Below are 22,174 nucleotides of genomic sequence, written 5' to 3'. Positions count from 1 at the left end.
GCGTCCACGCCGATGTGCCCGGCAAGCACGGGCCGCCAGATGACTAGCTCTCGCTCGAAGGCGGCTTCAAACTGGCCGACAGCGTCCCCAGCTTCGCGCGGGCCGGACCAAAGCGGCCGGCCCATTGCGCGAAAGGGCCCGAGAAGTTGTGCATCAGAATGTGGAACATCAGTTCAAGGATCTGGGAGAAGTCCTCGAACGCGAGGCCGCGACGGGGTTCGGTGAGCTTCTGGGGGTCCCGGCCGGACAGTTCGAAGCTGACCAGTTCGGGATCAATAAGCAGGTTGGCCCACTTCTTGAGCTCCCCGCCACCGAGCCGGACAGACAGATCGCGCAGCGCCTGCGCCATGGCCAGATCGTCGCGGGCTTGTTCGGGCCCACCTTCGCTGAACACAGCCGACAGCAGCCCGCCGGCGGCCGGCAGCACTTCCTTTTGCAGGTCCCCCAGCAGCTCCAACTGGCGGAAGGCGTCGAACTTGGAGATGTGGAAGGTGGTGGCGCCGATCGGCACCGAGATAGTGCGGCTCATCAGGCGTTACCTCCCACGACGTTGATGGACGGGCCGGTCTCGATCGTCCACTCCCGGCTTCCCACCTTCGCGGCATAGCCTGCGTCGGCCGTCTTGACGACCCAGGCGGAATCGGCAGCATGCAGCGACTTGCCGCGCAGGTCCGTGACCGCCACGGGCACGACGCCCTGGCCGTCCGTCGCCTTGTCGGCTTGGTGCAGAGCGGTCAGCAACGCATTGCTGGCGCTGGTCTGCAACAGCGTCACGACGATGCGCAGGCGCGAATCTCGCGACATCGAGCGCGCAACTTCGCCGTCCGCGCCGGAAACCGAGGAAATGCCCTCCCCGATTTCGGTGACGTTGACAAAGGTGTCTTCGGCAAAGCCACTCAGGTCGATCGCGCCCATGATGACCTTGACCTGGCCGGGATCGTAAGTATTTACGGACATAGTCGCCCCGTTAGATTTGTTGATAGGTGAGGTTGCCCTTGATCTCGGCAACGTGGATCGCGCCGGCCAGGCGCGCGCTGAACTTCAGGTCGCGCAGGATGCGGTTTGCCTTGTCGTTGGTCGAAACGTCCATCGACCGCGGGATCGAGAGCACGAAGCCCGGGATCTTGTTGCCGGCGCCGTCGATCTCATCAGGCGCGATGAGCCCGCGCGACTGGCCCAGCAGCAGCGCCTTGCGCAGGCCGTTGGCCAGGATCTGGATACCGCCATCCGTGAACGGCACCTTCCCGTTGGCGTTGATAAGCTGGGTCGCGACTTCGATCTTGACCTGCTCCGCCAGCCAGTCGCGCCCGCGGATGACGTCAATCCATTCGCCCGCCGCCACCTTGCCCTTCTGCGTGATGGCGAAGTTGCGCATCTGCTCGAACGTGTTGGCGTTCTTGGCGTGGGCGGCCAAGGCCTTGCCTTCGGCCAGGTTGTCGTAGGTGACGCCCGCCAAGCGCACGTTCGCCCAGGTCTCGCCCCCCGGGTAGAAGGTGAAGCGGTTCGCCATCACCGCGGCCTCCAGCGCTTCGCTGGCCGCCTTGCCGTGGTACCAGACGTGCGTGCGGAAGTACTGCTTCTGCTGGCACTTCGACGCCAAGTCGGTGTCGATGGCCGCGTCGATGATGCCCGCCTGGCTGCTGGAGACGCCGAAGAGGCAACCGTTGGACTCGACCCATTCCGCAGCGTCCAGGATGTCCGCTTCGTCACGGCTGGCCAGGGCCACCCCGTACCAGTCGGCATTCTCTTGACGGCACGCCGTGAGCGCCGCCGTAGGCGTCTCGGCGCTGGTCGGAATGGCGACCGAGAGGTTGCCTTTCACGCTGACCGCCACGGCCGTGCCCTCGTCGTCCGCCGTAATGGAGATCTCGGCCCCCACCGCCGTCGCGGTGACCGGCGCGGCCGATGCCGTGATGGCCGCGATCAGGCCGGCGGCGATCGTCGTCGGGGTGCTGTCGGCCAGACCCGTGAAGGTCGCATCGGCGGACTGGACGCTGCCGTCGGCCGCGCGCCATTGCATGGTGATCTTGTAGACCGTCACGCTCGCGCGGGTCACCGTGACGCGGGAGGTTTCCACCTGGCGCCGGCCCACGAAAACGCGCTGCACGGTCGGGATCTGCTTGAACGCGTCCCGGACAGCGATATAGAGCGGGTCGTTCTGGTTGATGCCCAGGCCCAACAGCTCGGCGGCCTCGGTAACCACCAGGACCCGATTGACGGCCAGGACGTGAGCACCCAGCACCAGGACATCGGAAAAGTTCTGCTCCTTGATGGCAGTGGTGTTCAGAGAGATCGCCACGTTGACGATCCGGTCGAGATTTGCCATTTGCGGCTCCAAAGAAAAAGCCGCCTGAAGGCGGCCGGATGGCGAAATGCAGATGCGCTACGGCGAGGCCTCATCTGGAATGGAAAAAGGGGCTTCCGGAAATTCGGTCGTGCCGCCGGTCACCGCGAAGGTGCCCTCCACGGCCTCGATCATGCCGACTGGCGCGGCGAAGCTGCGCGCGTACCGGATGCCGAGCTCCAGGACGCCGCGCTTTTCGAAGCGCGTCGCATCCCTCAGCACCGGGATGTTCTGCAGGCGGCCGACCTCGAAGAGGGCCAGGCCCAGGGCCTCGGCACGTTCCTGGTACAGCGCGTGCCGCAACCGCAGCCCCAATTCGTCCAGCCTGTCATAGGCGGCGGACCCGAAGGCCTGCAGCTCCACAGTGGCGTCATCGTGCTGCCGTACGCTCTGAATGCCATCGTTGCCCATGCGCACAGCCTCGGCGTTGCTTGCCTGGGCCCAACGGACTGCCAGAGTCACGTAGGGGGCACCCGGGCGCGGCCCGTCTTCATCAGCGAATATGACCGGCACGCCGCCCGCGGCCGCTTCGATCAATTCGAAGATCGCGTCCTGTGGATCCATGCCCATACCTCGAAAATTACGTGCCGATGGGTCTACCGCCGCGCGTACGCGCCGACTCGGCACTACCCTCCCCGGTTGTCTGGAATGCCCAGCCGGGTCTGGTGAGTCCTTCCGGACGTTTAGCCCCGTCCGGCCCCGATCCAGACTGCCGGGGAACTCCTGGGCTTGTTACTGTTCTGCGGCCGCCAGAAGGACGGCCAGGTAGCGAAAATGCGGGATGACGCCCGACTGCCAAGGCGCCACGCCGACCAGGAGGTACTCGCCAGCCAGTGGACCGGCCCCCCATACCAGGCGATCGCCGTTGCGCCAGTCCTGCCCGGCGACGTTCAGTTGCGCGCTGGTGTAGATGCGCACCGCCGAATGAACGCGCCGCCCTTCCGGGTGCGCCTGCAGGAGGTCGTAATCGCCCGTTTTGGCGGGCTGGACCGATGCTTGAATGGTCAGGTCCGACCCCGGCGCGCCTTCTTCCCACCGACCGCGGACATACTGGCCCACCGCGCGCGTGCGGATGACATGCGGTTTGCGAAAGCTCATGGCCTACACCTTTTCGTAGCGAATGGCGCCCACCATCAGGCCTTGATCAATCAGGGGCACATCGCTTCCCTTCTTCTGCACCGTCGACGGCGCGTTCGGCTTGGCCCACTTCTTGGACTGCTGCACATGCGCCCTCTGGTGCTTCTCGGCGAAGGCGCCCAGTTGATCCAGGGCCGCATCGACGCCCAACTGCCCGTCCTGCACGGCGCCGGCCACGCGCTCCATGGCCTGGCCAAGGGCCTTGCCGTTTTTCTCGGCAAAGTCCCGCATGAACGGCCGCGCGGGGATGGTCTCTGTCCCATATTCATTGAAGATGGCGATATCAAGCAGATCGGCGCCCGTCTCCGGATCCTTGCCGGCGTCTGCCTGGATTCCGAACTTCACGCCACGACCGTTGATCGCGCGCGTGAGCCGGACGAACTGGTCGAATCCCTTATCAGTCGATTTTGTGGACATAGGGCCTGCTCCTGACCGTAGCGGCGCCGACACGGCACAGCCGCGCCAGCCGCTCGTACTGCCCATAGAAGCCGGCCGGATCGTCCGCGCCTTCCACCTTGCCGTATGTGTGCTGCAGGTCGCCTTCCTTTTCGCTGACGACACCAGGCCTGGCCAGCACGCCGTCATTCTCCGCGGCTCGCTGCTGTTTGATCCCATACAACAACCAGGCCGCGTACCAGAGCTGCGCCTCGTCCTGCTTCTTTTCGGGAAGGCAGGCCGGGCGGTAGTCTGCGGCGAAGGCCAGAGCCCGCTCCTTCTCGTCGCGCGGCATGCCGGCCACCGCCGGCGCCAGGAAATCCAGATCATCGACGGTGGCGGCCATGCTTACGCTCCTTGCGAACCGGCACCAGCCGACGTGTCCCCGTCGCCCTCGCCCGAAGCTGTGGCCTTCAGAGCTTCATACAGACCCTGCAGCTCCGGCTTGGAAGCCGACGGCGAGTACTGAGCTCCCTGCTCATCGAGCCAGGCTTTCAGCTCCTTGATAGTGGACGGCTCTTTGGCACCCGGCGCCCCCGTTTGGCCGGCCTCGGCGCCCTTCTTCGGCGCCTCGCCCCCCGCCGGCGGTTCGCTCTCGGCCAGCAGCCCGCGGTCGATCAGATCCTGCACGCCACGGATCTCCGGGTCGACCCAGGCCGCTTTCGTCGGCGCGATGACCGTGTGGCCGCCGATGTTGATGACTGCCTTGGTGGTATTGACGCAGTACTTCATCAGATTTCCCCCTTCGCCATCGACAGCGGGTAGTACACGACCACCCCACCGGCACGCGCCAGGCAGGGCACCACCAGCTCCAGGCCACGCGCCTGTGCGGCCAGTTGGTTGAACGGCATGGGCAGCTCCATGGCGAGGTTTTCCTCGCTGTACTCGTAGGCCAGGATCAGATCCTTGCCGCCGGTGCCGGCGCCCTTGAATTCGGACGCGCCCATGATCTGCAGGCCGGGGTGCTTGTCCTGGAAGAACTGCCCCACCGTCTTGCCGTTCGTATCGGGAACACGCAGCGAAAAAATCCGGCTGCGGTGTTCGGTCGGCATGACAATGCGCGTCGGCGTGTGCACGTCCTTCGACTGGTTGGGCACCGCGTCGTAGATCATGTCCAGGTCAGCCAGGATCTGATCGGCGGTCGTGGTCGGATTCAGCCAGTCGCCGTGCAGGCCCACCACCAGCGGCACGTTCGGGTGGTTCGTCAGGCCGAAGAGGCCGAACTTGGTGTCGCCAATGAGCGCCATCTGGTTCAGCTTGATCTCGACCGCCTTGCGAGCCGCCATCGACTTGCGCGTGGGCAGGTCGGTACGGTTGGCCGCGGCCGCGCGCAGTTCCATGACGCTGTAGCCGTACGAGTCGCCGATGTTCTTGACCTGGGCGACCTTCTCTTCGCCCTTGACGTCGGCGCGGGGCAGATCGTCGGCATAGTTCGCCACGATCTTCGCCATGCCCACCTCGTCGTACATGAAGTACGTGAAGGTTTCGGCCCACTCCGGCACCTCGGTGGAGATCGGCACAAGCTGCAGGCCAATCATGGGCGCCAGCTTCTTGTCATAGGTGCGGGTCTTGACGTAGTCCAACTGGCGGGCGGTGAAGAGGCCTTCGTCCTCGCGCATGCCGGCCAGCGCCACGACGATGGTTTTGACGGCCGGCAGGTCGGCCTCGTCGTAATGCTCGTGCTTTTCCATGGTGTTCCCAATGAAAAAGGCCCCTTTCGGGGCCTTGGGTTGTTCTTGAGGGGGTGCCGGGCGTCAGGGAGCTTCGGGAGCCTCGGGAGCTACCGCGAACGGCGCGTGAAGCTCGACCAGGACGATCTTGCCGCCGGCAACGTCCACCGCCGCAGAGCGGAAAACCGCATTCGGCACGGCGGTGGCGCCGGCATCAGAAACCGTGCCGTCGGCGGCGCACTTCACCGGACCGTCCTTGGTGACAGCGCCACCGCTGGTGACCCTCGCCCAGCCGCGGCGAACGCGCAGCACGCTGACGGCGTCGAATTCGCGGTAGCCGCCCTCGCGGGGGATGGTGTGCGTGTGCAGGGCCAGGCCGCGAATGCGGGAGCCAGGCCCGGCGACGATACGGTCGTTCGTGGTGTCGCCCACGATCACGCCCGGCGCGATGTTGCCGGCGGCCGCGCAGGTTTCGACGTCGTCGTAACCCAGGTCCGCCTTCATGCCGGCGTAGGCAGCGTCCATGCGGTCGTCATAGATGGGGGGCATTATTCGCCTCCTTTCGTCAGGTTCGAGAGATAGGCTTGGCGGGCCGAGCGCGCCGACACCGGCGGCTCAGCGCCGTCGGCGCGTTCCTTGCCGGCGGTCCCCGGCTTCTGGCTACCGCCCATCTCGCGACGCTGCGCCGCGAGAGCGTCCTGGCGGGCCTGGGCATCGCTGACGGCCAGGTCGAACGCCGCCTCGACGTAACCGTCGGATTTGCCCGTCAGGTCGAAGGAATCGCCGCGGATGGCCTTGATGATGCCCTCGCGCAGCGCGCGATCGGCAGTGTCGGCCTTGAAATCCACCTTGTGCTGGGTGGCGGCGGCTTCCAGCTTCACGCGCGCCAGGGCGGCGCCCTGGGCGTCCTCGCGGGCCTTGGCGATCCCGGCCTCGGCATTGTCCGCGCGCGCCTTCTCGGTGTCGGCCCGAGCCGCTTCGGTGTCCGCCTTGGTCGTGGCGGTCTTCACCTCGGCGCGCAGGCGCTCCAGCTCGTTCGCCACTTCCGGAGCCGCGTCATACGACAGGCCGGAATCGAGGCGGATTTTGACCATGCTCATGTCATCTTCCTCTTCGGTTTTCGTTACGGCGTCTGCCGCGTCAAGGTTGAGCCGCGCGTTGCCGGCGCGGCCGCGTTTCACCACCGCCAGGTGGTTGTATCGGATGTTTCGCTGGACGGCGTCGTAGCGCTCGCCCTGCGGCGATACCCCCGGAGTCTCGTCCAGCTCCAGTTCGTAGCCCAGCGACAATTCCTTGTTGCCCGCATCTACTGGCCCGGTGTCGAAGATGTGAATATCCCCGACCATGTTCTCGCCATCTTGGCGCCCGCCGGACAAAGCCGTGCCAACCATGTGCTGGCGCACGTTCTTGGCCGTCACCTTCCCGGGGTGGCCGTCGGTGATGGGCTTGCCGCGCAGGCTTGCCATGGAGTCGGCGTTGAATACCTCTTCAGGGGGCCGGAACTCGCGTCGGATGTTTCCCCCGCCGTCTCGGTACTCGAAAACGCCGGTCCGGGTCAGCACCGGCGTGTCGACAAGGTAGCCCTCATCCGTCCGGGTGGCCTTCAATGGCGCCCGGTCATATCGCATAACCATGATCCCTCTCCCTAGATGGTGCAGCCCGGATGTAGGGTGCGCTTCGCTTTCAGGTAGGCCTGGTGGGCTGATTGAGGATCGCCAAATGTGCCAAGGTGGCGGCTTTTCCCGTCCACCATGATCTGTGCGCGGTAGGTTCCCCGACGTTTATCGAGTGATACGCCAAGCAGCCCAATCATGTTGTCCCGCCGCGGCCCTCGCAGATTTTGCGCATTGAGCGCTTGAGACCCGACACGCAGGTTTGACCAGCGGTTGTCGCTGCGCGAGCCGTTTACGTGGTCAATGTTGCCCGCCGGCCAATCGCCGGCCATGTACAGCCAAGCTAGGCGATGCGCCTTGCAGTTCTTTCCCTCGAAGAAGATCTGAAGATAGCCGTACTTATCCGGGCTGCCCGCTGGACACCCGGCTTTCGCAAGAGGTCGATCTGTTCGATTCGTGAAAATTCCCGTGTTGGGATCGTAGGAAAGTACCGTTCGGAGCCTTTCGGCAAGCGATAAATTTGTCATGGTCAATGAATAATCAAGGCGTCCAGGTCATCAAGCGCCGGCAGGACCGCCTCGGCCCAGCACCGGCAGCGGATCGGCTTGCCAGGGTGGCCGTCAGGCGGCGGCTTGTCCCATTCGAACTCCTGCCCTTCCCGCTCGACGTGCTCATCGCGCTCGCGCTCGTCCATGACGCCGCGCCACCGGTACTTCTTGACGCCGATGTTGGTCTGCCGATATTCGGTCAGGTCCCCGTTCAGCTTGCCGATCTGGTCGCGGGCGATCAGCTCGACCCGGCTGCGCGGCAGGTCGTACGTTTCGCGGATCTGGCGGGTCAGGTCGCGTAGCGAAGTGCCCCTGCGCACCGCGGCGACGACGCGCCCGTGCAGGGTATCCAGATACTGCTCCGGGATGGACTTGATCAGGCCGATGTTCTCGGCCTCCCAGGGGCGCAGGATCCCGGCCAGCCGGGGCTCGGCCTTGAACACGTCGACGCCGTATGCCCGGCGCAGGAGCCGGTGGTACTGCTCCTTGTTGTACTTCTCCACCCGCTGGGCAATCATCGCGGCCAGGCCCTGGGCCTTGCCGTCATCCACCATGGCCGCGCCCAGGGCCTCCATGAACGCCCGGCGCAGCGATTCGAACCAGCTCTCGGGGCCCTCCGGGGTGTTCCGGAGGTCGTCCTGGCGCAACACGCGGGGCAGCTCGGGCAGCACATACCGCTCGACCGCCAGAATGGCGGCTTCCGCCTGCGTGCGCAGCGCGCGCAGGTAATCCTGCTCGTCACCCAGCGGATAGCGCCATTGCTTAGGTGGCCGCGGCGTACGACTTCGCCGACTGGCCGTCGGCGTCGGGGATGAGGCCATAGAGCCCTTCCTGTTTCATGTACCGGAACGCCTGGTCCTGGCTCAGTCCGTTGTCCACGGCGCCGCTGAGCGCGTCCATTTCCCGGGCCTGCGCTTCGGCCAGGGTTTTGCGGACTTCTGCCCCTTCCTTCGCAGTGGCCGGCTTGAGCGCAGGCCAGGTGATGGACCAGGCCTCGCCCTGCCCATCACCAGCGGTGGCCAGGCCGCGCTGCGCGCGGATCAGCGACACCAGACGCTCCAGGGCGGGGTTGATCTTCACTTCGCGGCCCATGGCGACGGTGTTGTAAAAGCCTTCGAGATCACCGTCGCCCGTGGCGTTCAAGCCGGAAGCGGACCGGCCGAAAATCTGAGGCACGGGGATCCCGGTTTCCGCCGCGACAGCAATCTGGAACTCGGCAAGGGTGTCCTTGACGCCCCCCATGTCGGAACTGAGGATCTGATAATCGTCCTCAGAATCCACCGCCACGCCGTTGAGCGCGTTGCGGACCGCGTCGACCATCTCCACCCGTTTCCGGACAACATGCTCCAGTTGGGTCTCGATCGCTTCGGCCAGGCCCTTCATCTTGTGAACGGCCTGCTGCTTCTTCTCCAGCAAGCGCAACGCCCAGTGCAGGCCCTCGCCATAGCGCCGGATGGCGCGGAAAGCCCTGGTCACCGCCGGCCGCCCCGCCCACGGAATGCCCTTGCGGTTGAGCTTGGCCGGCAGCGGGTCCCCGGGGACCTCGATCAGCCGGCTTTCATGCACGAAGAACTCGGCCGCAACCGCGCCGGGCGTCTGCGTCCGCACGCGGTAGACCTCTGGCATGCCGAAATTGGCCTCGTTCGGATCCGAATAGCGTTTTTCCGTGGCAGATACGTCGTCCAGCGTGAATACCTTCAGCTCTTCCAGTCGGTCCAGGCTCTCCAGGTTCAGTGGGTCGCGCAGCGCGCGCCCGTCCTTTGCGATGACGACGATCGCGCCGCCGCCTGTCAGGCGCGCCCAGCGCCAGGCATCAGCCAGCGCCGGCAGCACCTTGAGCCGGTCCAGCTCGGCGCCCACGCGATCGTCGCCCGTGATCTCCACGCCTCGCGACACCGCGACGTCCGGGATCACGTCCACCACGCGCGCCGGCAGTCCCCCCTCCGCATACATTGCCAGGTCGTCCAGGGCGCCGAAGCCAGCCGCGGCCAAGTCGTGCATCGCAGGTCCCAGCACCGCGCTGAGATAGCCATCTTGGTTCATCATGTGCTTGCCAGCGCCTGAAAGCGCCCTAGGTTGCTGCCCGCCGTGGCGAGCATGTCGTTGATGGCGTCGACCATCGGATCGACCTGGTCGTCGTGGGCGTGCGTGTCATCCGCCGTGATGGCCTCGCACTCGACCACGAAATCGGCCACCCAGGGAGCCTCTTCTGGAATGCAGACCAGGCCGGCCTCGAGGTAGCTCTGCACGTCCATGAGCCGAGTGAACCTGTCCCGGTCACGTTCCACGCCCTTGACAGGGATCTTGCCGTCGGCGCCAATCTCCTGGATCAGGCCGGTACCACTGGATTTGTCCTCGATGAGGAGCTGCCTCAACGGCGCGGACAGCTTCGGATTGAACGGTTTGTTCTTGGCCCAGAAGTCCACGGCGCGCCGCTTGAGCTCGGGCGCCTGCCATTTCCCGCGCAGCAGGTCTAGCAGGTAGATCTTGCCGTCGTCGCCCAGGCCCCAGCATTCGAAAACGCTGTAGTCGTTGCGCTCGGCGGTCTTCTGCGCGGTGTCCGCGAATACCTTGCGCGAGACGATCCGCGGCGGAACGACGTAGCGCCCGAACCAGGCGCCCTGGATCAGATCGCCGCCCAGCGGCGCCGGACGCTGCTGGTACTGCGCCGAGAAAACGTAGCGACTGATGCGCCCGCCTTCCTTGTCCGTGCCCGCGCCCGCCTCCATGGCGAGCAGCTCCGCCAGCGGCTCCTTGTAGGGCCAATAGCTGAACCGCCCCTTCTCGTCGCGGACGCTGCTGTCGACCTTCGCCTGCAGCTCCGCCGGCAAGCCGGCCACGTACGCGTCGTCGATCAGCGCCGGGATGACGACCTGTTCCCAGTCCGGGCCGAGGTTGCCGGCCTCGATGAAGCCGGTGACATCCTCCTGCGCCAGGCGCTGCATGATCACGATGATCGGCGTGTCGGGGTTGGCCCGACGGCTTTTCACCGTGGCGATCAGGTCGCGGTTTGCCTTGGCGCGGCGCGGCTTGCTGTAGGCGTCGCCGACCTTGAGCGGGTCGTCGATGATGATGGCGCCCTGCCACCCTTCCGCCATGTGGCCCGCGCGAAAGCCCGTGATCTGGCCGCCGAGGGACACCGCGTAGACGCCCCCGGCCTTCCGGCCGTTGACCTCGATGTTCCAGCGCTTCTTGCTCTTCGCGTCCGCAGCGACCTTCAGCGGCCACAGTTCCTGGAACTCTTCGGACTGGACCAGCTCCTTCGCCGTCTGCGAATTCAGCAGCGCCAGGTCGTCCGAATAGCTGATGTGCAGGAACCGGGCGCGCGGGTTCAGCGCCAGGCCGCGGGCCATCAAGTTGATGGCCACCAGCTCGGTCTTCGACGACCCCGGGGGCACGTTGATGACCAGGTTCTTTATGCGGCCGTCGATGACGGCCTGCACCTTCTCGGCGATCAGTTCGTGGTGCCAGTTGACCCGGAACTTGATGGCCTGGCGATGCTTGAAAAAGTACCGGCTGAAGAACAGGTGATCCTGCTCGCACATGGCCTTGGCCGTGGCGCGCAGGACGGCGGGGTCAATAGTCGCGGTTGAGCTCGGCGACGGCGGCGGCGATTTCTTTCCCATCGACCACCACCGTTTTCTGTTCTATCGGCCCGCCATCGAGGCCCGTGTGCTCCCGTCTGTTCGTAAAGGCGCCGCCGACCTCCTTGGCTGCCTGCTCAAGGACTGCCGCGGCGCCGACGACGTTTCCCCGGTTGAAATGCCGTTCGTAGATCTTGCCCAGAGCCCGAAGGCGGAATGCCTGGTCAGCGATCGGGATCTCGGCCACTTCCTCCCGAAAGCGCTTGCGCGTGGCTTCGAACAGCTCCCGCCACTTCTTGGCCAGACCCTTCCCGGCCACCTTGGTAGGGTCGTACTGCGCCACCTGCATCCGGGGCACGTCCAGGCCGAATTCTTCCTTGATGGCTTCCGCGACCTGGCTGGGGGTGTCCCAGCAGGCCAGGGCCTGGACGATGAAGCGCTTGTGGGCCTCTGTGAGCTTTGCCATGTTGCAGATCCTGCCCGGCGCTATGCCACCTTCAGGCAGCACCCGCAGGCCCGGGCGATATTCAGCCGCGGTACGGCCGGGGCGGCGCCAGCCGCCGCGACGAGGCGCTGGACATCAACCGACGGCCCGTAACGAGCCACCACGCCGACGAACTCTTCCACGTCGTGGCCGACGATGCGCAGCTTGGGGCGGCCCAGCTTGTCGAAGGCCGGCGCGCCGAATTCGTCGGTACGCTGCCCCACGTGGTACAGCTCGTGCTCGACCAAGGCGCAGAATTCCGCATCGCTGCAGGTGGCGCAGTAGTCCGCCGCCAGCGTGATGAGGAACTCCGGGACACAGCCGAACCATTCGATCATTTGCTGTTCCTGGCGGGCCTTCTGCCAGCCGCCGGCCCGGAACATGACCTGCTCGGCCTGGCCTAGCACCGTGCGCCCGGCCTTGCCAAACGCCGCCGGCGCCCACAGGAATGCCATGTCGGCATCCACCAGGTGGGCGTGTTCCGGATTGTGCAGCTCTCCGCCCTTGGCCAGGATGGCCTGGTCGACCCAGTGCGCCAGCTCGGGCGCCGGCATAAAAGCGCGATCAGCCTGGTCAGGTGGTCTGGGCCGTGTCGTGCGCAGATTCGACGTCATAGCCGGTCCAAGAAAAAAAATCGAGTGGGGCGATCTTCACCCTTGCCAAAAAATCCTATATCAGGAATAATTAATCCTGTTTTAGGATTAAATACAAACACCAACCCGCACTCACGGAGATAAATGTGCGTACTGCAAACCAAACGGCTATTGTTCTGGCAGCCCTCTTCCACCGCTCCGGGCAGAGCCGCGTCCGCATCAGCCAAACTACACTCAAGTTCGTGTCCTACCGCGAGCGACTGCGTGCGGCTTTCGTCGTCGCCGTGACCGATGCGTTGGCCGACTATGGTCTGTATATGGTCGAGTTGGACGTAGGCGGCTACGCCCTGGTCTCGAGCAAAAGCCTGGAGGGAGCCAAAGCCGCAACGGCGAAGCGTTACATGGAGGACATCCTCCCGCAACTGCGAAATGGTGATGAACTGAACTACACCGAGCTTCAGGACGAGATCAGCGACAGCACCGGCGCGCCCGACTTCAACGAATAGCGCCGCGCTTAAAGCGCAAATGGCAAACAAAACGCCCCGGCTTTTGGCCGGGGCGTTTCATTAGGTCGTACTTGCTACGAGTCTGGGCGAATTTTGCGGATCTTGATTCACGTTGTCAAGTGCGGTGGGCTTCACGTCCCCTTCCAGGTCCACCACGATGTCGGCGTCCCGCATCCGAATGTCCAGGCGCTGCAGGGCCGCGCGGCGCGCGCCCTCGACCAGCACGCGGTACGCGCTGGCCGGACGCTGCAGCGCCGAGTACGGCAGGTCGAAGCGATCGCAAAGGTCACGCAGCCGCGGCCGCCCGCGCAGGATGTGCGCCGTCAGCATGTCTGTGACTTCCCGCTCCCGGCTGTCTGCCGGCGCCTCCGGGTTCAACCATTCCGACACCCGCCGCGCGCTGGCGGCGCCTTCCTCGCCCGTGCCGTACTGCGCCTGCAGGATGTGGAAGCCGATGGCATCGCCCAGGGTGCGCTCCAGCACCTTGACGGTGAAGACCGCCTGCGCGTGCCAATCGTGCGGCGTCAGGCCCGATAGCGCCTTGCGCTCGTAGCTCACGTCGAAACGCTCCTGCAGGGCCTCGCAGATGATCTGCGTGGGATTCTTGGGCTCGATCGGGTACGCCAGCATCAGGAACGCAACGGCGATCGCGTGTTCGGGGCATGAGAAAGTTCCGGCTTCACGGCGCATTTTTTCGTACTCCTTGGGCGGGCTCCAGGTCGTCGCGGAAGGTGATGGTCGCCGTGACACCAGGGACCAGGCCGTAGATCTTGGCCTTGCTGTCCAGCACAACCTGGACGTCGTCCCGGTAGACCACGCCGTTGCAGCCGTCCTTGACGGCCTTCTCGACGTTGTCGCTGTCCGGCTTCACCGTGGGCACGATCAGGCCGGCCGCGGCGCGGCGCTGGCGCACGCCGGACCAGGATTGCGGGATCGGCAGCACGATATGCAAATGCATCTGTATCGCCCCGGTATAGGGCTCGCGCCCCGCCATGACCTGGGCGGCGGCCAGCTTCACCAGGCTTTCGTAGGCGGCCGTGGCCTCGGGCGTGTAGTGACGCGTGAAGACGCGTGCCGCGCCGGTCCGGGGATCCCGGCCGATGCGCGAGCTGGACTTCGCGCGCCCCTTCCCCCTGGGCAGGCCGGGTACGTGGAACGTGATCTGGTTCGACATCAAACTCCCTCGCTGCGCAGATCGCGCAGCCATTCGATACGCGCCGCGGTCTTTTCCGCCGGCGCAGGTTGGTGTTCCGGGCATTGCCGGGGATAGAACGGACTGACGAAGGTGCCGGGACGGTCGGCCATGCCGGAGCACCGGCCCAGGCCCAGCTCGGCGTACTTCGGGGATTCGCGCAGGGTGAAGCGCAGGCATGCGACGCACTGGACGGTGGCGGTCATGCGTGCACCCCGAAGTCGGCGCGAAGGCGGGCCCTATCCTGCTCGGAGAGGTTCGCCGCGGCGTGGACGCGGAGCTTGAACGCCGGGAACGGCTCGCCCTCGTCCTGCACGATGCCCAGCTCAGCGCCCTTTGCGGCGATACCCGATGCCGTGGTCGCCCAGGCGAGTGGATCCGCAGCACCCGCACCGGTGGCGGGCCTGGCGCCGGCGACGCTTTCGCCTTCGGGCGGATTCAGCACCTTGGCGACGAAGACGTCCAGGAACCCCGCGTTGACCGGGCTAGGGTCTTCCGCCGCCTCTCGTTCGGCCACGGCCAGGTGGTACGCCTCGACCAGCTTTTCGCGGGTCAAGCCCAGCCGTTCCCAGGCGACCAGCCGGGTGTCGGTACTGACGAATTTCGACCGCTTGCCACGCACCTGCTCCAGGCTGTTCAGCAGCTTGGCGTAGCCAGCGGCGCATTCTTCCTGAGCGGCAAGCCATTGGGCTTCCGACGGCGGCGGCGAGTTGTCCACAGGGTCGCGTGCGGGAGGATGTATCGCCGCCGCTGCTATTTCTTTTGTATTACTGGTTCCGGTTCCGGTTCCGGTGGCGTCACTCCCGCCGGAGTCCCCTGGGAGTCCCGCGCCTGTCCCATGGGACAAATCAGGACCACCATGGGACGGATTGGGACGTTTATCCGCCTGGTTTGCGGCTCGTTCCGCCTTCTTCCGTTCGCGGTATTCGGCCTTGCGGTTGCGCTCGCCGTCGCGGCGTTCGATCATCTCCAGCACGCGCTCGGCGAGCGTGTCGTGATACAGGCGGCCGTCATCGGCCAGCCACCAGCCGCGCAGCAGGCGGGCCTTGGCGGCCTGGAATTGGTCCAGAGGCATGCCGATGCGTGCGGCGATCAGTTCGTCATCCTGTGGCAGGCTACCGCAAGGCGTCTGCTCCCAGGCAGTCATCCACAGCATCAGCAGCCATGGCCGGATCTCTGGCGCCGCGAGGGCCCAGGTATCGGACTGGCGGATCCGTTCGTGGTCAAGCTCGAACCGCCAGCCCTTGGCGCGCGTGTCCGCCGGATAGGGCGCGGGATTTGTCATGCAGCCTCCCTTGCCCCCTGTGCGATGTTCGGTGCCTGCAGGGCGTCCTGCAGGGCCCGTTCCACCACGCGCAGCGCCACCCGCAGGTCGCAATCCGGCGGCGTCAGGGGCGCGGGCATTTTCAGCTCGATCATGTGCCCTCCGATGGAAATAACGAAGCGCTGGGAACGGATGGCGACAACCACAGCGACTCGACGCGCGGTCGGGCGCCATCGGCATGCGCGCGACCGTCAATCCGGGTCCAGCCGGAGTAGAGGCGGTCGTAGAGGTCGCAACGGTAGCCACTGAGGACGACCATGCCTTGCAGTTTGTGCAAGGCGCTGGCCAGCGCTTCGTGCTGGTCGTCGTTCATCTCATGGCGATAGCAATGTGATCGCGCACGGAACGAGCGCGTCGAGTGCACATAAGGCGGGTCGACGTAATGCAGGGTTTCGGGACCATCATGTCGTGCCATGCATTCGACCGCATCCCGGTTCTCGATCACCACGCCGCGCAGACGCTGCACGAGCTGACGCAGACAGTCCGGATAGTTCATCCAGTCGTGCGCCGGCGTGGTGCCGGACCGGTTACTGTTGGCCCTGAAGCCGCTGGACTGGCCCGTCACGGCTGCCGAACCGAAGCCGGAGAAGCTTCGGAACACCGTTCGCCGGGCCTGCTCCACGGGATCGTCGGCCGAATCGTACGCAGTGTCGAACTCGGCCCGCGCGAATGGCGTAAGCTCGCAGGCCCGGGCCAGCCGCTCGCCATCGTCGCGCGCGACCCGGAACAGGTTCACGATCTCGCCGTCTAGGTCGTTGTAGACCTCGGCGTAAGCCCGCGGCTTTCGGAGCAACACGCTCGCGCCGCCGCCGAAGGGCTCGACATAACAGCGGTGCGGCGGCAGATGTTGGATGATCCAGGGCGCCAAGCGCCATTTGCCGCCGTGGTAGCGGACCAAGGGACGCTTAGGAGTCATGCTGCCTCCCGTTTCTCGAGCCGGGCGTAGGCGTCCCACATGCGCAGGCTGGCCAGGCGCGCAATGTCTACGGCCGCCGCTGGGCTGATGGGCTTCGCGTCGCGGTTTGGCGTGGCGCGGCGCACGCAGTCCACGCGCATGGCTTGGCCGACCGGGCAGCCGTCGCGGTCCAACAATAGGATGCCGCTCTGACTGCTCGGAAGCGCCGCGAGCAGATCCGGGTGCCAGATCTCCTTGGGCAGCGCGTAATAGTGCTTCCAGACCTTTGTCGGCCAGTCGTTCGGCGTGCTTTTGTAACGGGCGCGCCGGGCAATACTCTCGACCCGCAGGTCGTTCGACCAGGCGCTGTGCCGCAACACAGGCACGGACGGCCAGGAGCCGATGTGCTCGCGGCGCCACCATTTTTCCTTCTTGGCGTCGGCCTTCAGGTCCGCGCGGCTGATTTTTATCTCGACGTCGATGATGCGCAAGTTCTCCGTCACGACCAGGAGGTCGCATTCGTGGCCGGTCCAGTTGCAGTTCGGCACCACCACCAGGTATTTGCGGTTGAATGTCTGGCGCGCCAGCGCGCGGGCGATGGAATTCTCGGACCAGCTCATGATTTCCCCCTGCGCGCGGCCCGCAGCCGCGTCACCATATCCAGGCTGGCCATGGACGAACCCATCCCATCCTCGGGCAGGATCGCCTCGCTGCAGTGCGGGCACAACGGCGCCATCTTGCGGCCGCGCCAGATGCTTTCAATCACGCGCGCGGCCTTGAGGTGCAGCGTCCGGCCGGCCAACTCCTTCAGGCCAGCATCCCGGGCGTCAAGCGACGCGCGCTCGCGCTGAAATCGCTCGATCAGCATCGTCAGGGCCCAATAGGCGCCCACCTGCACCTGGCAATCCGAACAGCGGACAATCTCGCCCTCGTCGTCCAACGACAGGTGCAAGTGTCGGCAGGCCCCGGGACGGTAGTTGCGGCGATCGCGCGAGACCTTCGCGTCGCTAAAGCTGATGACTGTGCTCATGGCGTGTCCTCGAATAGGGGCAGCGGCTGCGCCTTCTTCAGCGCCTTGGCAAGCTTCCACCGGCGCTCGCTTTCGGCCATGTCAGCCGAGTGCCGCGCCCGCCGTGCCGCGGCGCGCTCGTTCAGGTAGGACTGGATGCCGGGCATCAGGTACCGGCGAAAACTTCGATTGCGGAAAAATACCCAGGCCGACACGCCGTCGAAGGGCCACGGGCCGGACTTCCACAACTCGGCGCACCCAGCCCTATACGACAGAGGATCGAGCGCCCGCCGGGCGCGACGGCGCGCCACCACATCCGGCCTCGACTGCCCTTCCATGGAAAGGCGACATTGCTCCTTGGGATGCATGTCAGGCCCCCTCCCCGCCGCGCACGGCCAGCGCCGTGGCGATCGGCCGCACCCAGATCGGCGTGGACGAAAGCTGGAAGGATTCGCCGGCGCGCGACAGCAGGATGGCGCGGCCGATTTCTTCGGCCATGGCGCGGGCTGCTTTCTTCGGCACGGCGTTGCCGATGCGCTCGCGGTGGGCGCTGTCAGAATTGCCATGCATCTGGAAGTGGGCGCCCTGCTCCTCGGCCTCGGCGTAGTCGTCGGGGTCGTACAGGCTCTGCAGGGCGGCCAGCTCCAACGTGGTGAACGGCCGGTGCCAGGTGCCGTCCTCGGCGATGATGCGGCAGACCAGCTTGTCGTTGGCCCCCGGCAGCACGCGCGGATCGGCCACCGACCACGCACCGTTGTCGTGGCATGCCGAAGCCGAGACGGCGCCGACGTGTTGGTCCCAGGCCGCGACACCGTAGTGCCCGGCCGTCAGATAGTGGTCGCCGCGCGTGCGCGCCAGGCCCGGACGAGGATCCGCCACGGAAAACGCGCCATTAGCGTTGCCGGCGATAACGGCGTGGGCATGCTCGTGCCAGCGCGCCGTGTGGTACTTCCCGTGCAGCTTGCTGGCGTCCGGGCCACCGCGGGGGTCTGCTACGCACAGCCCACCACTGCCGAACCGCGCGCCGGTGATGGTCTTCGCAGGATCTTCGTAGGCCGTGACGGCCAACTTGTTGCCATGGGCGGTTTTGGGCCAACCAGTGCGCGGGTCTGCGACACACTGCCCCGTGCCATGGGCGCCGGTGACGGCGCGCGCGGCGGCTTCGTAGCGAACGATGCGAAATTCATTGCTGTGCTTGGCCGGGCCGTGGTGACGCGGATCGGCGACGCTGTATGCGCCCTGGCCCGGGCCCTGCTGGCCGGCGACGGTGCCGGTCGAGGCATCCCAGCGGCGCACGCCGTAGGCCTGGCCATCCTTCCACGCCGCCGACGGATCGAAACGCGGATCTGCCACGGAGAAAGCGCCGTTCAGCGGGTAGTTGCGCGCGGCGATGACGCCGGCGTTGTCCTGCATGCTGTGCACCCCCAGGGCACCGCGGCGCATTTCCGGCACCAGGATGTAATCCTGCAGATAGCCGTCCTGCACCGCCAGGCGGTTCAAGCTGCGCCAGTCGCTGCCCGCTTCTACAAAGGCCAGCCGTACCCACGTTTTCCAGCTCAGGTTCGGGATGCGGTGCATCGGACCCGCGCGCAGGTCGCCCGGCAGGTGCATGCGGCCCAGGACCTCGCCCACGGCGCGCAGCGGACGCTGGGGCGGCTCATAGATGAAGGCCGGCACCTTTTCGGCGTGGCGCGCGATCATCAGGAAGCGCTTGCGGCTCTGCGCCAGCCCGCCCAGCTCGCCGCAGTCGTGGGCGGTTTCGCGCGCGATATAGCCGTAGTGGCGCAGCAACTGGACGATCTGGTTCAGGAAGTGGCGCCCGCGCGAGGCGATGCGCGGCACGTTCTCGAACAGGATCACCTCGACCGGATCATCCTTCCAGGCCTCCATCGCCAGCCACATTCCGCGCAGCGTCAGTTCGTTCAGCGCCTGGTACTTGGCGGTCAGACTGCGCGAATGCGACAACAGGCCGGAAAAGCCCTTGCACGGCGCCGAAAGGAATAGGATGTGCGGCCGGCAACCGCCAGCAGCCGCCCGTATATCGGCGGGCATGGCCTCGGTCCAGCCGCCGGGCGGCTCACGCCCGTGGAAGGCGACGTACTGCTGGCGACTGAACAGGTCGCGCACAGTGCAGCGCACGCCGGTGAAGCCGAAGAAGTCGGCCGCGCCGGCTGGGTCCACGTCGATGCCACCAAGGCAAACCATGCGGCCGGTCAGGCCCGGGATTTCCGGCCGGGCGTCTTGCATGCCTGCCGCGCCGACACCGGCGCCCGAAAACAGATGGAAATGGTTGATGTCGGAGATCATGACGGATCCGCCTCCTTCGCCGGGACGTCGATGCCGGCCCGCGACATCTGGCCTTCGATCGCCGCGCGCACGCCGCGGGCCGCGACGATCGATTCCGACAGCTCGCGGTGGGCGCTCACCAGTTGAGCCGGCGTGGCGTTCGCGTCGAGCAGTGCCACCGCGGCAGCGGCTGCTTCGGTCTGCTCACGCATGAGATTGGTGACCTGCCCCTGAGCGAGGGCGTCTCCGGCCTCCAGCGCAAGCGTGCGCACGGCCAGACCCAGCGGGCGCAGCATGTCATCGACGCAATGCCGGCGCCGGTCGTGCGGCATCGCCGCCAGGATCGACGGGATGAAGTTGGCCGGCAGCAGGTTCGTATCCTTGGATTCGTCGTCCAGCCAGCGGAAGACGCGGTCGGCGTTCACCTTGAGGCGCCCGAACGTGTCCTGGGTATGGGGTTCGAACCGGATGCCGGTGCTGGCCGGGCCGTTCAGAGTTTCGTGCGCGGCGACGATGTATTCCGCCATCGTCTCGCGAGACCAGTCCTGGGACTTGCGCCACGCCGAGGTGTGCTCGCGCAGGATGGCGATCAGGGTTTTGTGCGATTCATGTCGCATGCGTCAGGTACTCCGGGCAGTTACATTTCCCGCACGCCAGTCGAAACGGGGGTAGCGAAAATGGATGTGCGAGAAAAAGGTGGTGCGGCGCAGGCCACGATGGCGCTGCTGAAATTGGCAAAGGAGATTGCCGACGGTGTCGTCGGCGACGCTGACCAAGCCACGGTGCGGGCGGTGTTCGAGCGGCTGTGCATGGAAACGGACGACCGCGCCGACGCCGAACCGGCGCGCTCGGCGCCGGCCACGCTTCATTAGGGCACGGCGGCTCGAATGGGCGGCCAGTTCCAGCTCCTTAGAATGGGCGCTCTCACACAACCCTACTTCGGAGAAGGAACTGACCATGGCTGGAAATTGGCATGTTGTGCTGCACCGAGAATCGGGCGCGGCAGAGGTACTTGCGAGGCAGCAGACGACAGATTTCGAGGGTCATCCTGCAGTGGAGTGTTCGCGCGTCGACTGGACCAATACGCACTATCTCGGCCTGCGGCTGTCTCCCACGCAATTGCATCCTTCAAGGGATTACGAAGCGTGGGTGCCGCACCAATCAGTTGTGGCAGTGATGCAGGTGCAACCCGGGGAGAGTCGTCCGATCGGCTTTGTTCAGCCATCAGGATCTCCAGGAACCTGAGGAACACCTCACGCAACGCGGTAGCCAGCGCCGTCTTACGCATGGCCGCCCTCACGATGCTCGACCGGCGCAACGGCAGCCGCTTGTTCATTGCTGCTTTCCAGACAGCGAGCTACGGCCTCCAACTGGCGCGAGCCGGGATTGGTGATCTTGCCTTGGGCATACTTGGTCAGCCACGAATAGGAGACGCCTGCTCGGTCACAGATGGCGGGCCAGCTACCCTTACGCGCCAGCAACTGCGAACGAACGGTGGTGATCATGGACATGGCGGTCACTCATAAGTAAGTATGCCGCCAATCTAGCATTATGTGGCTAGATCATCAAGCACCAAAAGGCTACGCCAGATCTATAAACTAGCAATCCAATGCCAGATGTGAAAGAAATCCTCGCTCAGAGCGTCACCAAGTTGCTGGAAACGCGACAGGACATCTCACGCCTGAACCTGTCGAAACTCATGGGCGTCGCTGACGGCACGCTGGGGCGCATCAAGTACGGCTCTGGCAACCCGAACGTCGAGACGGTCCAGCAGATCGCGAGGTTTTTCAAGTTCGAGGCGTGGCAACTGTTGGTCTCGGGATTCGATCCGCTCAAACCGCCCGCATTGGACACCTCGTCCAGTTCATCATCTGTCGGTACCGCCCAGCCGCCGGTCACAGATCTTCGTAGCGATGAGCAAGAGCTGCTATCGATTTTTCGTATCTTGAACGAGCCTGAGCGTACCTACCTGATGCTCAATGCTCGCGGCTACAGCGCAGCTTATTCCGCCACGCAGGATGGACCAGATATTAAAAGTAAGCGCGGAGCCGCCTAGGTGGCACGTCGACGGCAATGTGCTTTGGGTGAACGGCTGGGGCCAAAAAAATTTGCCATGTTAATTACCATCCGTGTCTAGCATTATCATTTTGTTTGGGACACATGAAAAAACCTACATCGCTCGCAGACCTGCGCCGCCAAGGCCGCATGAAGATAGTGGGGTTTCTCGGCCTCCTAGTCATATCCGGCATTCTGGCCAGCATCCCTGGGAAGCAATCAACGGACAACGCCACACCCGAAGTCAAACCGGTGATAAGTGAAAATGATGCGATGGCCTCCTGTCAGGCCAGGACGCGTGCGGCAGCAAAGTTCCCCTCATCCGTAAATTTCAGCGTGTTTGGTGCCGCTGTACAGACGTTGAACGACGGCGCCGTGCTGGTTCGCTTGGACTTTGAGGCCAAGAATGGTTTTGGAAATGTCCTGCCGCAACGGGCGCTTTGCAAATTCCTTCCTTCGGGTGAAAGCCTTTTTTCTATCGAAGACCGGTAGCGCCCCA

Annotated in this window: 33 protein-coding genes; 4 read left to right on the top strand and 29 right to left on the bottom strand. The window is 65.2% G+C overall.

Annotated elements, in window-relative coordinates:
* Positions 1-43: 43 nt before the first annotated feature.
* From AVE30378_RS12895 to AVE30378_RS12815, 17 genes are all read right to left on the bottom strand, one after another.
* Positions 44-529, bottom strand: a complete 486-nt coding sequence (locus AVE30378_RS12895) for a phage tail assembly chaperone (RefSeq protein ID WP_129241254.1) — start codon at positions 527-529, stop codon at positions 44-46.
* A complete protein-coding gene (locus AVE30378_RS12890; RefSeq protein WP_129241253.1) occupies positions 529-957 on the bottom strand; it encodes a phage structural protein in 429 nt (142 codons plus the stop codon). Before AVE30378_RS12890 ends, AVE30378_RS12895 begins: the two co-directional genes overlap by 1 nt.
* Positions 958-967: 10 nt before the next feature.
* The gene (locus AVE30378_RS12885) at positions 968-2,326 is read right to left on the bottom strand and encodes a DUF3383 family protein (RefSeq protein WP_129241252.1); all 1,359 of its coding nucleotides are present in this window, start codon (positions 2,324-2,326) and stop codon (positions 968-970) included.
* 57 nt (positions 2,327-2,383) lie between these two features.
* Positions 2,384-2,908: a phage neck terminator protein gene (locus tag AVE30378_RS12880; protein WP_129241251.1), complete on the bottom strand. Its 525-nt coding sequence runs from the start codon at positions 2,906-2,908 to the stop codon at positions 2,384-2,386.
* Positions 2,909-3,076: 168 nt separating this feature from the next.
* A complete protein-coding gene (locus AVE30378_RS12875; RefSeq protein WP_129241250.1) occupies positions 3,077-3,442 on the bottom strand; it encodes a hypothetical protein in 366 nt (121 codons plus the stop codon).
* Positions 3,443-3,445: 3 nt separating this feature from the next.
* Positions 3,446-3,898 carry a hypothetical protein gene (locus AVE30378_RS12870; protein WP_129241249.1) on the bottom strand — a complete coding sequence of 151 codons (453 nt, stop codon included), beginning with the start codon at positions 3,896-3,898 and terminating at the stop codon, positions 3,446-3,448.
* Entirely contained in the window at positions 3,879-4,262 is a 384-nt protein-coding gene (locus AVE30378_RS12865) for a DUF4054 domain-containing protein (RefSeq protein WP_129241248.1), read from the bottom strand. The genes AVE30378_RS12870 and AVE30378_RS12865 overlap by 20 nt, the downstream gene beginning before the upstream one ends.
* A 2-nt stretch (positions 4,263-4,264) precedes the next feature.
* Positions 4,265-4,648, bottom strand: a complete 384-nt coding sequence (locus AVE30378_RS12860) for a hypothetical protein (protein WP_129241247.1) — start codon at positions 4,646-4,648, stop codon at positions 4,265-4,267.
* A complete protein-coding gene (locus AVE30378_RS12855; RefSeq protein WP_129241246.1) occupies positions 4,648-5,607 on the bottom strand; it encodes a DUF2184 domain-containing protein in 960 nt (319 codons plus the stop codon). Before AVE30378_RS12855 ends, AVE30378_RS12860 begins: the two co-directional genes overlap by 1 nt.
* Before the next feature lie 63 nt (positions 5,608-5,670).
* The gene (locus AVE30378_RS12850; protein WP_129241245.1) at positions 5,671-6,135 is read right to left on the bottom strand and encodes a structural cement protein Gp24; all 465 of its coding nucleotides are present in this window, start codon (positions 6,133-6,135) and stop codon (positions 5,671-5,673) included.
* Positions 6,135-7,220 (bottom strand): DUF2213 domain-containing protein, encoded by a 1,086-nt coding sequence (locus AVE30378_RS12845; RefSeq protein ID WP_129241244.1) that lies wholly within the window; start codon positions 7,218-7,220, stop codon positions 6,135-6,137. Before AVE30378_RS12845 ends, AVE30378_RS12850 begins: the two co-directional genes overlap by 1 nt.
* Positions 7,221-7,231: 11 nt before the next feature.
* The gene (locus AVE30378_RS12840; protein ID WP_129241243.1) at positions 7,232-7,726 is read right to left on the bottom strand and encodes an HNH endonuclease signature motif containing protein; all 495 of its coding nucleotides are present in this window, start codon (positions 7,724-7,726) and stop codon (positions 7,232-7,234) included.
* Positions 7,727-7,728: 2 nt separating this feature from the next.
* Positions 7,729-8,568, bottom strand: a complete 840-nt coding sequence (locus AVE30378_RS12835; RefSeq protein ID WP_165360171.1) for a phage head morphogenesis protein — start codon at positions 8,566-8,568, stop codon at positions 7,729-7,731.
* On the bottom strand, positions 8,510-9,793 hold the full coding sequence (locus AVE30378_RS12830; RefSeq protein WP_244235030.1) for a phage portal protein: 1,284 nt from the start codon (positions 9,791-9,793) through the stop codon (positions 8,510-8,512). Before AVE30378_RS12830 ends, AVE30378_RS12835 begins: the two co-directional genes overlap by 59 nt.
* A complete protein-coding gene (gene terL / locus AVE30378_RS12825; RefSeq protein WP_208742384.1) occupies positions 9,790-11,373 on the bottom strand; it encodes a phage terminase large subunit in 1,584 nt (527 codons plus the stop codon). Before terL ends, AVE30378_RS12830 begins: the two co-directional genes overlap by 4 nt.
* Entirely contained in the window at positions 11,324-11,797 is a 474-nt protein-coding gene (locus AVE30378_RS12820; protein WP_129241241.1) for a DUF2280 domain-containing protein, read from the bottom strand. The genes terL and AVE30378_RS12820 overlap by 50 nt, the downstream gene beginning before the upstream one ends.
* Before the next feature lie 20 nt (positions 11,798-11,817).
* Complete coding sequence (locus tag AVE30378_RS12815) at positions 11,818-12,369, bottom strand: putative metallopeptidase (protein ID WP_129241240.1); 552 nt, start codon at positions 12,367-12,369, stop codon at positions 11,818-11,820.
* A gap of 185 nt (positions 12,370-12,554) precedes the next feature.
* Between AVE30378_RS12815 and AVE30378_RS12810 the strand changes: the two genes are divergently transcribed.
* Complete coding sequence (locus tag AVE30378_RS12810; RefSeq protein WP_129241239.1) at positions 12,555-12,914, top strand: hypothetical protein; 360 nt, start codon at positions 12,555-12,557, stop codon at positions 12,912-12,914.
* Between the two features lie 60 nt (positions 12,915-12,974).
* Here the strand turns inward: AVE30378_RS12810 and AVE30378_RS12805 are convergent, their stop codons facing one another.
* From AVE30378_RS12805 to AVE30378_RS12760, 11 genes are read right to left on the bottom strand one after another with little or no spacing between them, the layout of a single operon-like run.
* Positions 12,975-13,604, bottom strand: a complete 630-nt coding sequence (locus AVE30378_RS12805; RefSeq protein ID WP_129241238.1) for a hypothetical protein — start codon at positions 13,602-13,604, stop codon at positions 12,975-12,977.
* Positions 13,594-14,088: a RusA family crossover junction endodeoxyribonuclease gene (locus AVE30378_RS12800; RefSeq protein ID WP_129241237.1), complete on the bottom strand. Its 495-nt coding sequence runs from the start codon at positions 14,086-14,088 to the stop codon at positions 13,594-13,596. Before AVE30378_RS12800 ends, AVE30378_RS12805 begins: the two co-directional genes overlap by 11 nt.
* Positions 14,088-14,312 carry a hypothetical protein gene (locus tag AVE30378_RS12795; protein ID WP_129241236.1) on the bottom strand — a complete coding sequence of 75 codons (225 nt, stop codon included), beginning with the start codon at positions 14,310-14,312 and terminating at the stop codon, positions 14,088-14,090. Before AVE30378_RS12795 ends, AVE30378_RS12800 begins: the two co-directional genes overlap by 1 nt.
* Complete coding sequence (locus AVE30378_RS12790) at positions 14,309-15,391, bottom strand: DUF1376 domain-containing protein (RefSeq protein ID WP_129241235.1); 1,083 nt, start codon at positions 15,389-15,391, stop codon at positions 14,309-14,311. The genes AVE30378_RS12795 and AVE30378_RS12790 overlap by 4 nt, the downstream gene beginning before the upstream one ends.
* Entirely contained in the window at positions 15,388-15,525 is a 138-nt protein-coding gene (locus AVE30378_RS32590; RefSeq protein ID WP_165360169.1) for a hypothetical protein, read from the bottom strand. The genes AVE30378_RS12790 and AVE30378_RS32590 overlap by 4 nt, the downstream gene beginning before the upstream one ends.
* A complete protein-coding gene (locus tag AVE30378_RS12785) occupies positions 15,522-16,346 on the bottom strand; it encodes a DNA adenine methylase (protein ID WP_129241234.1) in 825 nt (274 codons plus the stop codon). The genes AVE30378_RS32590 and AVE30378_RS12785 overlap by 4 nt, the downstream gene beginning before the upstream one ends.
* Positions 16,343-16,945, bottom strand: coding sequence for a hypothetical protein (locus AVE30378_RS12780; RefSeq protein WP_129241233.1), 603 nt, complete (start codon positions 16,943-16,945; stop codon positions 16,343-16,345). The genes AVE30378_RS12785 and AVE30378_RS12780 overlap by 4 nt, the downstream gene beginning before the upstream one ends.
* Entirely contained in the window at positions 16,942-17,355 is a 414-nt protein-coding gene (locus AVE30378_RS12775; RefSeq protein ID WP_129241232.1) for a hypothetical protein, read from the bottom strand. Before AVE30378_RS12775 ends, AVE30378_RS12780 begins: the two co-directional genes overlap by 4 nt.
* The gene (locus tag AVE30378_RS12770; RefSeq protein ID WP_129241231.1) at positions 17,352-17,702 is read right to left on the bottom strand and encodes a hypothetical protein; all 351 of its coding nucleotides are present in this window, start codon (positions 17,700-17,702) and stop codon (positions 17,352-17,354) included. Before AVE30378_RS12770 ends, AVE30378_RS12775 begins: the two co-directional genes overlap by 4 nt.
* 1 nt (position 17,703) lies before the next feature.
* Positions 17,704-19,641: a DNA cytosine methyltransferase gene (locus tag AVE30378_RS12765; RefSeq protein WP_165360168.1), complete on the bottom strand. Its 1,938-nt coding sequence runs from the start codon at positions 19,639-19,641 to the stop codon at positions 17,704-17,706.
* Positions 19,638-20,237: a hypothetical protein gene (locus tag AVE30378_RS12760; protein WP_129241230.1), complete on the bottom strand. Its 600-nt coding sequence runs from the start codon at positions 20,235-20,237 to the stop codon at positions 19,638-19,640. The genes AVE30378_RS12765 and AVE30378_RS12760 overlap by 4 nt, the downstream gene beginning before the upstream one ends.
* Positions 20,238-20,336: 99 nt before the next feature.
* On the opposite strand from AVE30378_RS12760, the gene AVE30378_RS12755 reads away from it, so the two are divergent.
* Positions 20,337-20,492 carry a hypothetical protein gene (locus tag AVE30378_RS12755; protein WP_244235029.1) on the top strand — a complete coding sequence of 52 codons (156 nt, stop codon included), beginning with the start codon at positions 20,337-20,339 and terminating at the stop codon, positions 20,490-20,492.
* A gap of 408 nt (positions 20,493-20,900) precedes the next feature.
* Here the strand turns inward: AVE30378_RS12755 and AVE30378_RS12750 are convergent, their stop codons facing one another.
* The gene (locus AVE30378_RS12750) at positions 20,901-21,131 is read right to left on the bottom strand and encodes a hypothetical protein (protein WP_129241228.1); all 231 of its coding nucleotides are present in this window, start codon (positions 21,129-21,131) and stop codon (positions 20,901-20,903) included.
* Positions 21,132-21,229: 98 nt separating this feature from the next.
* On the opposite strand from AVE30378_RS12750, the gene AVE30378_RS12745 reads away from it, so the two are divergent.
* Together AVE30378_RS12745 and AVE30378_RS12740 are read left to right on the top strand one after the other, a co-directional pair.
* Positions 21,230-21,676: a helix-turn-helix domain-containing protein gene (locus tag AVE30378_RS12745; RefSeq protein ID WP_129241227.1), complete on the top strand. Its 447-nt coding sequence runs from the start codon at positions 21,230-21,232 to the stop codon at positions 21,674-21,676.
* 104 nt (positions 21,677-21,780) lie between these two features.
* Positions 21,781-22,167: a hypothetical protein gene (locus AVE30378_RS12740; protein WP_129241226.1), complete on the top strand. Its 387-nt coding sequence runs from the start codon at positions 21,781-21,783 to the stop codon at positions 22,165-22,167.
* Positions 22,168-22,174: the final 7 nt, after the last annotated feature.

This window comes from Achromobacter veterisilvae (assembly GCF_900496975.1).
In the GTDB taxonomy this organism is placed as follows: Bacteria; Pseudomonadota; Gammaproteobacteria; order Burkholderiales; family Burkholderiaceae_B; genus Achromobacter; species Achromobacter veterisilvae.
Note: the sequence above shows the minus strand (reverse complement) of the source record. Positions and strands in the feature narration are given on the sequence as shown.

Excerpts from the sequence above, each read along its gene's own strand:
- AVE30378_RS12895 (WP_129241254.1), bottom strand. The coding sequence starts at position 529 with ATGAGCCGCACTATCTCGGTGCCGATCGGCGCCACCACCTTCCACATC.
- AVE30378_RS12890 (WP_129241253.1), bottom strand. The coding sequence starts at position 957 with ATGTCCGTAAATACTTACGATCCCGGCCAGGTCAAGGTCATCATGGGC.
- AVE30378_RS12885 (WP_129241252.1), bottom strand. The coding sequence starts at position 2,326 with ATGGCAAATCTCGACCGGATCGTCAACGTGGCGATCTCTCTGAACACC.
- AVE30378_RS12880 (WP_129241251.1), bottom strand. The coding sequence starts at position 2,908 with ATGGATCCACAGGACGCGATCTTCGAATTGATCGAAGCGGCCGCGGGC.
- AVE30378_RS12875 (WP_129241250.1), bottom strand. The coding sequence starts at position 3,442 with ATGAGCTTTCGCAAACCGCATGTCATCCGCACGCGCGCGGTGGGCCAG.
- AVE30378_RS12870 (WP_129241249.1), bottom strand. The coding sequence starts at position 3,898 with ATGTCCACAAAATCGACTGATAAGGGATTCGACCAGTTCGTCCGGCTC.
- AVE30378_RS12865 (WP_129241248.1), bottom strand. The coding sequence starts at position 4,262 with ATGGCCGCCACCGTCGATGATCTGGATTTCCTGGCGCCGGCGGTGGCC.
- AVE30378_RS12860 (WP_129241247.1), bottom strand. The coding sequence starts at position 4,648 with ATGAAGTACTGCGTCAATACCACCAAGGCAGTCATCAACATCGGCGGC.
- AVE30378_RS12855 (WP_129241246.1), bottom strand. The coding sequence starts at position 5,607 with ATGGAAAAGCACGAGCATTACGACGAGGCCGACCTGCCGGCCGTCAAA.
- AVE30378_RS12850 (WP_129241245.1), bottom strand. The coding sequence starts at position 6,135 with ATGCCCCCCATCTATGACGACCGCATGGACGCTGCCTACGCCGGCATG.
- AVE30378_RS12845 (WP_129241244.1), bottom strand. The coding sequence starts at position 7,220 with ATGGTTATGCGATATGACCGGGCGCCATTGAAGGCCACCCGGACGGAT.
- AVE30378_RS12840 (WP_129241243.1), bottom strand. The coding sequence starts at position 7,726 with ATGACAAATTTATCGCTTGCCGAAAGGCTCCGAACGGTACTTTCCTAC.
- AVE30378_RS12835 (WP_165360171.1), bottom strand. The coding sequence starts at position 8,568 with ATGGCCTCATCCCCGACGCCGACGGCCAGTCGGCGAAGTCGTACGCCG.
- AVE30378_RS12830 (WP_244235030.1), bottom strand. The coding sequence starts at position 9,793 with ATGATGAACCAAGATGGCTATCTCAGCGCGGTGCTGGGACCTGCGATG.
- terL (WP_208742384.1), bottom strand. The coding sequence starts at position 11,373 with ATGGGAAAGAAATCGCCGCCGCCGTCGCCGAGCTCAACCGCGACTATT.
- AVE30378_RS12820 (WP_129241241.1), bottom strand. The coding sequence starts at position 11,797 with ATGGCAAAGCTCACAGAGGCCCACAAGCGCTTCATCGTCCAGGCCCTG.
- AVE30378_RS12815 (WP_129241240.1), bottom strand. The coding sequence starts at position 12,369 with ATGCCGGCGCCCGAGCTGGCGCACTGGGTCGACCAGGCCATCCTGGCC.
- AVE30378_RS12805 (WP_129241238.1), bottom strand. The coding sequence starts at position 13,604 with ATGCGCCGTGAAGCCGGAACTTTCTCATGCCCCGAACACGCGATCGCC.
- AVE30378_RS12800 (WP_129241237.1), bottom strand. The coding sequence starts at position 14,088 with ATGTCGAACCAGATCACGTTCCACGTACCCGGCCTGCCCAGGGGGAAG.
- AVE30378_RS12795 (WP_129241236.1), bottom strand. The coding sequence starts at position 14,312 with ATGACCGCCACCGTCCAGTGCGTCGCATGCCTGCGCTTCACCCTGCGC.
- AVE30378_RS12790 (WP_129241235.1), bottom strand. The coding sequence starts at position 15,391 with ATGACAAATCCCGCGCCCTATCCGGCGGACACGCGCGCCAAGGGCTGG.
- AVE30378_RS32590 (WP_165360169.1), bottom strand. The coding sequence starts at position 15,525 with ATGATCGAGCTGAAAATGCCCGCGCCCCTGACGCCGCCGGATTGCGAC.
- AVE30378_RS12785 (WP_129241234.1), bottom strand. The coding sequence starts at position 16,346 with ATGACTCCTAAGCGTCCCTTGGTCCGCTACCACGGCGGCAAATGGCGC.
- AVE30378_RS12780 (WP_129241233.1), bottom strand. The coding sequence starts at position 16,945 with ATGAGCTGGTCCGAGAATTCCATCGCCCGCGCGCTGGCGCGCCAGACA.
- AVE30378_RS12775 (WP_129241232.1), bottom strand. The coding sequence starts at position 17,355 with ATGAGCACAGTCATCAGCTTTAGCGACGCGAAGGTCTCGCGCGATCGC.
- AVE30378_RS12770 (WP_129241231.1), bottom strand. The coding sequence starts at position 17,702 with ATGCATCCCAAGGAGCAATGTCGCCTTTCCATGGAAGGGCAGTCGAGG.
- AVE30378_RS12765 (WP_165360168.1), bottom strand. The coding sequence starts at position 19,641 with ATGATCTCCGACATCAACCATTTCCATCTGTTTTCGGGCGCCGGTGTC.
- AVE30378_RS12760 (WP_129241230.1), bottom strand. The coding sequence starts at position 20,237 with ATGCGACATGAATCGCACAAAACCCTGATCGCCATCCTGCGCGAGCAC.
- AVE30378_RS12755 (WP_244235029.1), top strand. The coding sequence starts at position 20,337 with ATGGCGCTGCTGAAATTGGCAAAGGAGATTGCCGACGGTGTCGTCGGC.
- AVE30378_RS12750 (WP_129241228.1), bottom strand. The coding sequence starts at position 21,131 with ATGTCCATGATCACCACCGTTCGTTCGCAGTTGCTGGCGCGTAAGGGT.
- AVE30378_RS12745 (WP_129241227.1), top strand. The coding sequence starts at position 21,230 with ATGCCAGATGTGAAAGAAATCCTCGCTCAGAGCGTCACCAAGTTGCTG.
- AVE30378_RS12740 (WP_129241226.1), top strand. The coding sequence starts at position 21,781 with ATGAAAAAACCTACATCGCTCGCAGACCTGCGCCGCCAAGGCCGCATG.